Here is an 11,231-nt window from a genome sequence, read left to right on the forward strand (position 1 = left end):
CCGACGTTTGATGCATCGCGGCGTAGCCGCCCTGGTAACGCAGCAATTCTTGTGCTCGAGGATGGGCGCACATTCCACGGAGCCTCCTACGGCGCCGAGGGGGAGACGTTCGGTGAGGCTGTCTTCACCACCGGCATGACCGGCTATCAGGAGACGCTGACCGACCCGTCGTACCACCGGCAGGTCGTGGTCCAGACCGCACCGCAGATTGGTAACACCGGGGTCAACGGCGACGACGACGAGTCCTCGAAGATGTGGGTCGCCGGATACGTGGTCCGCGACCCCGCCCGCCGCCCCTCCAACTGGCGCTCCACCGGCGACCTCGGTGAGCGGCTCGCCGCCGAGGGTGTCGTCGGCATCTCCGGCATCGACACCCGCGCCCTGACCCGCCACCTGCGCTCACGCGGCGCGATGCGGGTCGGCATCTCCACCGTGGAGCTCGACCCGGCGGCGCTGCGGGCCCGGGTCCTCGGCCAGCCCGAGATGACGGGTGCGGACCTGTCCGCCCAGGTCACCACGGACGCGCGATACACCGTCGACGCGGTCGGGGAGCACCGCTACACGGTCGCCGCCCTCGACCTGGGCATCAAGCGCAACGTGTCGCGCCGCCTCGCCGAGCGCGGTGTCACCACGCACATCTTCCCGGCGTCGACCTCGATCGAGGAGCTGCTCGCGGTCAGCCCCGACGCGGTCTTCCTCTCACCCGGCCCCGGCGACCCGGCGACCGCGGACGGCCCGGTCGCGCTGGCCCGTGAGGTCATGGCCAGGCGGGTGCCGCTGTTCGGCATCTGCTTCGGCAGCCAGATCCTCGGCCGCGCGCTGGGCTTCGGCACCTACAAGCTCGGGTACGGCCACCGCGGCATCAACCAGCCGGTGTTCGACAAGACCACCGGCAAGGTCGAGGTGACCAGCCACAACCACGGCTTCGCGGTCGACGCACCGCTCAACACCGTGATCGACACCGACTTCGGCGGCGTCGAGGTCTCCCACGTGTGCCTCAACGACAACGTGGTCGAGGGCCTGCGGGCACTGGAAGTTCCCGCGTTCACCGTTCAGTACCACCCCGAAGCAGCAGCGGGCCCGCACGACGCGGACTACCTGTTCGACCGTTTCGTGGAGCTTGTCGAGAAGGTCGAGGCCCGCTGATGCCGAAGCGCACAGATCTGCAGCACGTCATGGTGATCGGCTCCGGGCCGATCGTGATCGGGCAGGCCTGCGAGTTCGACTACTCCGGCACCCAGGCCTGCCGGGTGCTGCGCGCCGAGGGCCTGCGCGTCTCCCTGGTCAACTCGAACCCCGCGACGATCATGACGGACCCGGAGTTCGCCGACGCGACCTACGTCGAGCCGATCACCCCGGAGTTTCTCGAGCTGGTCATCGCCCGGGAACGCCCCGACGCGATCCTGCCCACGCTGGGTGGTCAGACCGCCCTCAACGCGGCGGTCGCGCTGCATCACTCCGGCATCCTCGAAAAGTACGGTGTGGAGCTGATCGGCGCCGACATCGAGGCGATCAACCGCGGCGAGGACCGGCAGCTGTTCAAGGAGATCGTCGCCAAGGCCGGCGGCGACACCCCGCGCAGCAAAGTCTGCCAGTCGATGGACGAGGTCAAGGCGACCGTCGCCGAGCTGGGCCTGCCGGTGGTGATCCGCCCCTCGTTCACCATGGGTGGCTTCGGTTCCGGCATGGCGCACACCGACGAGGACCTGGAACGTATCGCCGGCGCGGGCCTGACCGCGTCCCCGGTGCACGAGGTGCTCATCGAGGAGAGCGTGCTCGGCTGGAAGGAGTACGAGCTCGAGCTGATGCGCGACAAGAACGACAACGTTGTGGTGGTCTGCTCGATCGAGAACATCGACCCGATGGGCGTGCACACCGGCGACAGCGTCACCGTCGCCCCGGCGATGACCCTGACCGACCGCGAGTACCAGCGCCTGCGTGACCTGGGCATCGCGGTGCTGCGCGAGGTCGGCGTCGACACCGGCGGCTGCAACATCCAGTTCGCGGTCAACCCGGACAACGGCCGCCTGGTCGTCATCGAGATGAACCCGCGGGTCTCGCGGTCCAGCGCGCTGGCCTCCAAGGCGACGGGTTTCCCGATCGCGAAGATCGCCGCGAAGCTGGCCATCGGCTACACGCTCGACGAGATCCCGAACGACATCACGCTCAAGACCCCGGCGGCGTTCGAGCCGGCGCTGGACTACGTGGTCGTGAAGATCCCGCGGTTCGCGTTCGAGAAGTTCCCCGGCGCCGACCCCGAGCTGACCACGACGATGAAGTCGGTCGGCGAGGCGATGAGCATGGGCCGCAACTTCGCCGAGGCGCTCAACAAGGCGATGCGCTCGATGGAGACCAAGGCCGCCGGTTTCTGGACCGCGCCGACGTTCGAGGATCGCGCCGAGGCACTGGCAGCCCTGCGGATCCCGCACGACGGCCGGCTCTACACGGTCGAGGCGGCGCTGCGGCTCGGCGCGACCGTCGAGCAGGTGCACGAGGCCAGCGGGCGCATCGACCCCTGGTTCCTCGACGAGATCCAGGCCCTGGTCGACCTGCGCGCCGAGATCCTGGACGCGCCGGTGCTGGACGAGGCGTTGCTGCGCCGGGCCAAGCGCCAGGGACTCTCCGACCGGCAGCTCGCCGCGCTGCGTCCCGAGCTGGCCGGTGAGGACGGTGTCCGCACGCTGCGCCACCGGATGGGCGTACGCCCGGTCTACAAGACGGTCGACACCTGCGCCGCGGAGTTCGAGGCGGACACCCCGTACCACTACTCCACGTACGACGAGGAGACCGAGGTCACGCCGTCGGACCGGCCCAAGGTGATCATCCTGGGCTCCGGGCCGAACCGGATCGGGCAGGGCATCGAGTTCGACTACTCCTGCGTGCACGCGGTCATGGCGCTCAAGGGCGAGTACGAGACCGTCATGGTCAACTGCAACCCGGAGACCGTCTCGACCGACTACGACACCGCGGACCGGCTCTACTTCGAGCCGCTCACGTTCGAGGACGTCCTCGAGGTCTTCCACTCCGAGGACTCCTCCGGCAAGGCGGCCGGCGGCCCCGGCGTGGTCGGCGTGATCGTGCAGCTCGGCGGGCAGACCCCGCTCGGGCTCGCGCAGCGCCTCAAGAAGGCCGGCGTGCCGATCGTGGGTACGTCGCCCGACTCGATCGACCTCGCCGAGCACCGCGGGCTCTTCGGCGCGGTGCTCGCCAAGGCCGGGCTGCGCTCGCCCGACCACGGCACGGCCACCTCGTTCGACGAGGCGAAGGCGATCGCCGACGAGATCGGTTACCCGGTGCTGGTCCGGCCGTCGTACGTCCTGGGTGGCCGCGGCATGGAGATCGTCTACGACGAGCCGACGCTGGCCGACTACATCAGCCGGTCCACGGAGATCTCCCTGGACCACCCGGTGCTGGTCGACAGCTTCCTCGACGACGCCATCGAGATCGACGTGGACGCGCTCTGCGACGCGACCGGCGAGGTCTACATCGGCGGCGTGATGGAGCACATCGAGGAGGCCGGCATCCACTCCGGCGACTCGTCCTGCTCGCTGCCGCCGGTCACCCTGGCGGGCTCGCATCTCGCCGAGGTACGCCGGTACACCGAGGCGATCGCCCGCGGTGTCGGGGTAAAGGGACTGCTCAACGTGCAGTACGCGCTGCGCAACGACGTGCTTTACGTGCTCGAGGCGAATCCGCGGGCATCGCGTACGGTCCCGTTCGTCTCCAAGGCGACGGCGGTGCCGCTGGCCAAGGCGGCGGCCCGGATCATGCTCGGCGCCACGATCAAGGAGCTGCGCGAGGAGGGCATGCTGCTGCGTACGCGCGACGGCGGTGAGACCCCGCCGAACGCGCCGATCGCGGTGAAGGAGGCGGTCCTGCCGTTCAAGCGGTTCCGTACCCCCGCCGGTAAGGGTGTGGACAGCCTGCTCGGGCCCGAGATGAAGTCGACGGGCGAGGTCATGGGCATCGACCCCGACTTCGGGCCGGCTTTCGCGAAGTCGCAGGCGGCGGCGTACGGTTCCCTGCCCACCAGCGGCAAGGTCTTCGTCTCCGTCGCCAACCGCGACAAGCGCTCGATGATCTTCCCGATCAAACGCCTGGCCGACCTGGGCTTCACGATCGTCACGACGGCCGGCACCGGTGAGGTGCTGCGCCGGCACGGCATCGCGTGCGAGGTCGTGCCCAAGCACTTCGAAAGCCCGGGCCGCAACGCGGTGTCGCTGATCCAGTCGGGTGAGATCGCTTTGATCATCAACACCCCGCAGGGCTCAGGAGCAAGTGCCCGATCCGATGGGTACGAGATCCGCAGCGCAGCTGTCACCCATGACATCCCGAGCATCACGACGGTTCCCGGTGTGGCGGCGGCCGTGATGGGCATCGAGGCCCTGATGCGCGGCGACATGTCCGTACGCCCCCTGCAGGAGCTCCACGCCTCCTTGCGGGAGAGCGAGTGACGTTCTTCGAGACCGCCGTCCGCCCGGTGCTGTTCCGGGTGGGCGGCGGCGACGCCGAGCAGGCCCACGAGTTCACCCTCAAACGCCTGGCGGGCCTGAGCCCGACCGTGCGCGCGGTCCTGCGCCGGCGCTACGCGGTCAGCGCCCCCACCGAGGTGTTCGGGGTGCGCTTCCCGAACGCCGTGGGGCTGGCCGCCGGGATGGACAAGAACGGCGTCGCGCTGCCGTCGTGGCCCGCGCTCGGCTTCGGCTTCGTCGAGGTCGGCACGGTCACCGCGAAGCCGCAGCCCGGCAACGACCGGCCCCGGCTGTTCCGGCTGCGGGACTCCGAGGCCGTGATCAACCGGATGGGCTTCAACAACGAGGGGGCCGCCGCGCTGGCCGCCCGGCTGTCGGCGCTCGGTCCCATCGGCGTGCCGCTCGGCATCTCGCTGGGCAAGTCCAAGGTCACGCCGCTCGAGGAGGCGGTGCAGGACTATCTGGACTCGTACGAGCTGCTGCACGCGTACGCCGACTACATCGCGGTCAACGTGTCGTCGCCGAACACCCCGGGGCTGCGGACGCTGCAGGACAAGTCGGCGCTCGCCTCGCTGCTCGGCGCGCTGGTCGGCAAGGTACCGGTGCTGGTGAAGATCGCTCCGGACCTGAGTGAGCCGGCCGTCGCGGAGCTGCTCGAGGTCTGCCTGGCGTACGGCGCGGCCGGGGTCATCGCCACCAACACCACGCTGAGCCGCGAGGGGCTCGCCGCGGCCGACCAGCCGCGGGCGGGGGAGGCGGGTGGCCTCTCCGGGCGGCCGCTGACCGAGCGGGCGCGCAAGATCGTGCACTTCGTCCATCAGGAGACCGGCGGGAAGCTGCCGATCATCGGCGTCGGCGGGATAACCGGGCCCGACGACGCGGCCCGCATGTTCGACGCGGGTGCGGCGCTGGTGCAGCTCTACACCGGGTTCATCTACCGAGGTCCGGGGCTCGTCAGAGCGGCCGCTCTCGCGCGGACCTGAGAAAGCCCGGCTCCGGCCGGGCTTTTTTCTGCCCTTGGTCCGCTGTGCACGGGGGCCTTCACGGCGCTCCTGGGGCATCTGAGACGCCTTCGCATTACCAGTGACGCCGCTGCGGTGGTGTCCGCCAGCTGACACGAGAGGAAATCATCGACATGGAGAGCTTCGGGAGCCGGCTGCGCGCCGCTACGGACGCCAAGGGGCCGCTGTGCGTGGGCATCGATCCGCACCCCGCTCTGCTCGCTCAGTGGGGTCTGGAAGACGACGTCGCCGGCCTGGAACGTTTCGCCTTTACGGTCGTCGAAGCACTGGCCGATCGGGTCGCCGTACTGAAGCCGCAGTCGGCCTTCTTTGAGAGATTTGGGTCACGTGGCATCGCTGTCCTTGAGTCAACTATCCGACAGTCACGCCAGGCCGGTGTGCAGGTACTTCTTGACGTGAAGCGGGGTGACATCGGCTCGACGATGGCCGCTTACGCGAGTGCGTACCTCGATCCGGACAGTGCTCTTAGTGTTGACGCCATTACTGTGAGTCCCTATCTCGGAGTGGGCTCGCTGGCCCCCGCATTCGATCTTGCGACCGCTCACGGAGCCGGAGTCTTCGTCCTCGCGCTGACGTCAAATCCGGAAGGACCGGAGGTTCAGCACGCCGTCACCGCGGACGGGAGGACCGTCGCGCAGACCGTCATCGACGAGATTTCCCAGCTCAACGGGGGTGCGGACGGTCTCGGAAGTTTCGGTCTCGTGGTCGGCGCGACGATCGGGGAGACCGGCCACGACCTTTCCAAGGTCAACGGGCCGTTGCTCGCTCCGGGCCTCGGCGCGCAGGGCGGAGACCCCGCCGGACTGCGAGCGATCTTCGGCGAAAGTCTGCGGAACGTGCTGCCTTCGTACTCACGCGAGGTCCTCTCGGCGGGCCCCGATGTGGCCGCGCTGCAGGCCGCGGCGGATCGCGCTCAGGCCGCCTGCCGGGCCGTGATCGGGTGAAACGGCCTGCCTAGCAGGCCCGGGTCCACCGGGGTGAGGGGTACCCCCACGTTGCCGAAAGCGCCATTGACCGCTAGTTTTCCCGGCGCCGGGAACCACATGCCCCTTTGGTTCCCTGGCACACCACGTTTCACAGAAGTGCCGGTATTGAACTACTGGCGCGATAGGGACCTGAGGAGAACTGGTGCCGCTCCCGTCACTGAGCCCCGAGCAGCGTAAAGCCGCGCTGGAGAAGGCTGCGGAGATTCGTAAGGCCCGTGCTGAGCTGAAGGATCAGCTCAAGCAGGGCAAGACCACCCTCGCCGCCGTGCTCGACCGGGCCGAGGGCGACGACGTCGTCGGCAAGCTGAAGGTCTCGGCCGTGCTTCAGGCACTGCCGGGCATCGGCAAGATCCGGGCCACCCAGATCATGGAGAAGCTCAAGATCGCCGACAGCCGTCGCCTGCGTGGCCTTGGCGAGCAGCAGCGTAAGGCCCTCCTGGGGGAGTTCGCTGCGAACTGACTCTTCGGCTCGTGTAGTAATGAGCCGTGAGCATGGATGACGACGCGCGCCCGGCAGCCCGCCTCACCGTCCTTTCCGGCCCCTCCGGGGTCGGCAAGGACAGCGTGATCGAGCTGATCCGGGCGCGCTCGCCATGGATCAAGTTGTCTGTGTCGGTGACGACCCGCAAGAAGCGCGACTACGAGACGGATGGCGAGCATTACCACTTCGTCACCCGTTCGGAGTTCCAGCGCCTCGTCGAGGGCGACCAGTTGCTCGAGTGGGCAGAATTCGCGGGGAACCTCTACGGGACCCCCCGGGCCCAGGTCGAAGGCTGGATCGCGCAGGGCCGCCCGGTCCTGTTGAAGATCGACTTGCAGGGGGCGCGCCAGGTGCGCGCCACGATGCCGGACGCACAGCTTGTATTCCTGGCCCCGCCGAGTGTGGAAGAACTCCGTCGCCGACTTGTCGGCCGCGGAACCGATGACGAGGACACCATCCGCCGGCGCCTGGCGCACGCGGATGAGGAACTGGCCGCAGAGAAGGAGTTTGACCGGACGGTCGTGAACGACTTCGTCGAGCGTGCGGCCGATGAGCTGGTAGGATTGCTCGGTTCGTCATTTCTGACTCCCGAACAGCTTTAGGTAGGTCAATTCGTGGGAACCATCGCCAACCCCGAAGGCATCACCAACCCGCCGATCGACGAGCTGCTCGACAAGACCTCGTCGAAGTACTCGCTGGTGATCTTCGCGGCCAAGCGCGCCCGCCAGGTCAACGCGTACTACAGCCAGCTCGGTGAGGGCCTCCTCGAATACGTCGGTCCCCTCGTGGAGACCACGCCGCAGGAGAAGCCGCTCTCGATCGCGATGCGCGAGATCAACGCCGGGCTGCTCACCGCCGAGGCGACCGACAACCCCTGATCTCTGCCTTTCCAGGCCCGCGTCCGCTTGCTGCGGGCGCGGGTTGTTCATTTGTGCGCGGGGGGTGTCCATGGCCGAGGTCGTGCTCGGGGTGTGCGGCGGGATCGCCGCCTACAAGGCGTGCGAGCTGCTGCGCCTGTTCACCGAGTCGGGGCACTCCGTTCGGGTGGTGCCCACCGCGTCCGCGCTGAAGTTCGTCGGCGCTCCCACCTGGGCGGCGCTGTCCGGCAAACCGGTCGCCACCGAGGTCTGGGACGACGTGCACGAGGTGCCGCACGTGCGGATCGGGCGGGCCGCCGAGCTCGTGGTCGTCGCCCCCGCCACGGCGGACATGCTCGCCAAGGCCGCGCACGGTCTCGCCGACGACCTGCTCACCAACACGTTGCTGACCGCCACCTGCCCGGTCGTCTTCGCTCCGGCGATGCACACCGAGATGTGGGAGAACCCTGCCACGCAGGCCAATGTGGCGACGCTGCGCTCGCGTGGGGCGATCGTCATCGAGCCGGCGGTGGGACGGCTCACCGGCGCCGACACGGGCAAGGGCCGGCTTTCCGACCCTGCCTCGATCTTCTCGACGGCCCTGCGTGTCCTGTCCCGACGAGTTCCTGATCTTGCGGGCCGTCACGTGGTTGTCACTGCCGGGGGCACTCGCGAACCACTCGACCCCGTCCGGTTCCTCGGCAATCGTTCCTCCGGCAAGCAGGGGTATGCGCTCGCTTCATCGGCCGTGGCGCGGGGCGCGCGGGTCACGCTGGTTGCGGCGAACGTCACTCTGCCCGTCCCGGCCGGCGTCGATCTGGTCACGGTTGGCACCACGGAGGAGCTCCGTAAGGCCACGGTTTCCGCCGCGGCGGACTCCGACGTCGTGGTGATGGCGGCCGCTCCCGCTGACTTCCGGCCCGCCTCGGTGGCCGAGAAGAAGATCAAAAAGAGCGACGACGGCGGCGTACCCGTGCTCGAACTGATCACCAACCCGGATATAGCGGCCGAGCTGGGCGCGGCCAAACGCCCAGGTCAGCTGCTTGTGGCCTTCGCGGCCGAGACCCACGACGCGCTGGAGAACGCCCGCGGCAAGCTGGCCCGCAAACGCGCCGACCTGATCGTCGTCAACGAGGTCGGCACCGATCTCGTCTTCGGCGCCGACGACAACACGGTGACCATTCTGGGCGCCGACGGAACCACCACCACGCTCGGTAAACTCCCCAAAGCCGATGTGGCTGATGCGATATGGGACGCGGTCGTGTTGCGGTTGGCCTCGCCGTTCGGCCACGATGGGACCCCGCAGGACCGGACCAGCGGTTCTTGAGCGGTGGTGACTACACTGCCGCGGAACGAACCTTCGACGAATCTGAGGAGCACCGTGGCACGTCGCCTGTTCACTTCCGAGTCGGTCACGGAAGGCCACCCGGACAAGATTGCTGACCAGATCAGCGACGGAATTCTCGACGCCCTGCTCACGCAGGACCCCCGCAGCCGCGTCGCGGTGGAGACGCTGATCACGACCGGTCAGGTGCACGTCGCCGGAGAGGTGACGACCCAGGCGTACGCCGACATCCCCAGCATCGTGCGCGAGACGATCCTCGGGATCGGCTACGACTCGTCGAAGAAGGGATTCGACGGCGCGTCCTGCGGCGTCAGCGTCTCCATCGGCTCCCAGTCGCCCGACATCGCACAGGGCGTGGACAGTGCCGTCGAGCTGCGTGAAGGCAGCTCGGAGCACGTCCTCGACGCCCAGGGTGCCGGCGACCAGGGCATGATGTTCGGCTTCGCCTGCTCGGAGACCCCCGAGCTGATGCCGCTGCCGATCGCGCTGGCCCACCGCCTCGCCCGCCGCCTCTCGGCCGCGCGCAAGGACGGCACCATCCCCTACCTGCGTCCCGACGGCAAGACCCAGGTCACCATCGAGTACGACGGCCTGCGCCCCGTCCGCCTCGACACGGTCGTCGTGTCCTCGCAGCACGCCGCGGACATCTCGCTCGAGTCGCTGCTCACCCCCGACGTCCGTGAGCACGTCATCGCCCCCGAGCTCGAAGCCCTGGGCATCGACACCGAGGGCTACCGCCTCCTGGTGAACCCCACCGGCCGCTTCGAGATCGGCGGCCCGATGGGCGACGCCGGCCTCACCGGCCGCAAGATCATCGTCGACACCTACGGCGGCTACGCCCGCCACGGCGGCGGCGCCTTCTCGGGCAAGGACCCGTCGAAGGTCGACCGCTCCGCTGCGTACGCGATGCGCTGGGTCGCCAAGAACGTCGTCGCGGCCGGCCTCGCCGAGCGCTGCGAGACCCAGGTCGCCTACGCCATCGGCAAGGCCCACCCGGTCAGCCTCTTCGTCGAGACCTTCGGCACCGAGACCGTCCCCGTGGACAAGATCGAAAAGGCCATCAACGCCGTCTTCGACCTCCGCCCGGCCGCCATCATCCGCGACCTCGACCTGATGCGCCCGATCTACCAGCAGACCGCCGCTTACGGCCACTTCGGCCGCGAGCTCCCCGACCTGCTCTGGGAAAACACAGACCGCGCCGCGGACCTCAAGAACGCCGCCGCCTGACCTTGGCAGCCTGACTCTTGGCACAGCGAACGGGTGTCCCTGCCTCCACGGCCGGGGCACCCGCTCTGTTTCCCCCGGCCGGTCCACCCCGGCCTACCGGCTCTCCGCAGCCCGATCCTCCGCCTGCCATTTCCTCGCGGCCCGATCCTGCGCCTGCCGGTTCTGCGCGTGCGGGTTCTGTGCGTGCGGGTTCTGCGCGTGCTGGTTCTTTGGCAGGCGGTTCTTTGGCAGGCGGTTCTTTGGCAGGCGGTTCTTTGGCGGGCGGTTCGCAGCCTGAGGATGAGGCCGCGCTGCTGCCGGGTATGTCGGTCGTAGCGCCGGCGGAGTTATCCACAGGGGTGGCGGCGGGGGCGGAATCTGTCGTACCCCGGCGGCAGAATAAAAAGGTGCCGGCGAAACAACGCGACCGCGAACCCGCCCCGACCCTCCCGGTCGCCCGCGTCTCCGTCGACGTCCCGCTACCCCACCTCGACCGCCCCTTCGACTACCTCGTCTCCGCCGCCGACGACGCCGCAGCCCAACCCGGCGTCCGCGTAAAGGTCCGCTTCGCCGGCCAACTGGTCAACGGCTACCTCCTCGAACGAGCCGACTCCAGCACCCACGCCAAACTCGCCTACCTCGACAAAGTCATCTCCCCCGAACAGATCCTCGACCCCGAGATCGCCCGCCTCGCCCGAGCCACCGCCGACCGCTACGCCGGCAACCTCTCCGACATCCTCCGCCTGGCCATCCCCCCACGCCACGCCCGCGTCGAAGCCGAACCCACCCCCGACTCCACCCCCGCTGAGGACCCACCGCCAGGCGATGAGTCACTTGCAGATGGCGAGTCGCTTCGGGGTGG

General features: G+C 68.8%; 10 protein-coding genes. All 10 read left to right on the forward strand.

Features of this window, described 5'->3' with window-relative positions; genetic code table 11:
• The first annotated feature begins 45 nt into the window (after positions 1–45).
• The gene (gene carA / locus Ahu01nite_RS19185; protein WP_239158966.1) at positions 46–1,146 is read left to right on the forward strand and encodes a glutamine-hydrolyzing carbamoyl-phosphate synthase small subunit; all 1,101 of its coding nucleotides are present in this window, start codon (positions 46–48) and stop codon (positions 1,144–1,146) included.
• Positions 1,146–4,454 (forward strand): carbamoyl-phosphate synthase large subunit, encoded by a 3,309-nt coding sequence (gene carB, locus Ahu01nite_RS19190; protein ID WP_203837932.1) that lies wholly within the window; start codon positions 1,146–1,148, stop codon positions 4,452–4,454. The genes carA and carB overlap by 1 nt, the downstream gene beginning before the upstream one ends.
• Positions 4,451–5,455, forward strand: coding sequence for a quinone-dependent dihydroorotate dehydrogenase (locus tag Ahu01nite_RS19195; protein WP_203837933.1), 1,005 nt, complete (start codon positions 4,451–4,453; stop codon positions 5,453–5,455). The genes carB and Ahu01nite_RS19195 overlap by 4 nt, the downstream gene beginning before the upstream one ends.
• Before the next feature lie 152 nt (positions 5,456–5,607).
• Positions 5,608–6,438, forward strand: coding sequence for an orotidine-5'-phosphate decarboxylase (gene pyrF, locus Ahu01nite_RS19200; RefSeq protein ID WP_203837934.1), 831 nt, complete (start codon positions 5,608–5,610; stop codon positions 6,436–6,438).
• Positions 6,439–6,622: 184 nt separating this feature from the next.
• On the forward strand, positions 6,623–6,940 hold the full coding sequence (gene mihF / locus Ahu01nite_RS19205) for an integration host factor, actinobacterial type (RefSeq protein WP_203837935.1): 318 nt from the start codon (positions 6,623–6,625) through the stop codon (positions 6,938–6,940).
• Positions 6,941–6,972: 32 nt separating this feature from the next.
• Positions 6,973–7,563, forward strand: coding sequence for a guanylate kinase (gmk, locus tag Ahu01nite_RS19210; RefSeq protein WP_203837936.1), 591 nt, complete (start codon positions 6,973–6,975; stop codon positions 7,561–7,563).
• A gap of 12 nt (positions 7,564–7,575) precedes the next feature.
• On the forward strand, positions 7,576–7,839 hold the full coding sequence (rpoZ, locus tag Ahu01nite_RS19215) for a DNA-directed RNA polymerase subunit omega (protein ID WP_015623990.1): 264 nt from the start codon (positions 7,576–7,578) through the stop codon (positions 7,837–7,839).
• Between the two features lie 70 nt (positions 7,840–7,909).
• Positions 7,910–9,145, forward strand: a complete 1,236-nt coding sequence (gene coaBC, locus Ahu01nite_RS19220; RefSeq protein WP_203837937.1) for a bifunctional phosphopantothenoylcysteine decarboxylase/phosphopantothenate--cysteine ligase CoaBC — start codon at positions 7,910–7,912, stop codon at positions 9,143–9,145.
• A gap of 54 nt (positions 9,146–9,199) precedes the next feature.
• Positions 9,200–10,390: a methionine adenosyltransferase gene (gene metK / locus Ahu01nite_RS19225; protein ID WP_203837938.1), complete on the forward strand. Its 1,191-nt coding sequence runs from the start codon at positions 9,200–9,202 to the stop codon at positions 10,388–10,390.
• Between the two features lie 386 nt (positions 10,391–10,776).
• Positions 10,777–11,231, forward strand: a 455-nt coding sequence (locus Ahu01nite_RS19230; protein WP_498370796.1) for a primosomal protein N' family DNA-binding protein, incomplete at its 3' end; no start/stop codon positions are given.

This window comes from Winogradskya humida, from assembly GCF_016862215.1.
Lineage (GTDB): Bacteria > Actinomycetota > Actinomycetes > Mycobacteriales > Micromonosporaceae > Actinoplanes > Actinoplanes humidus.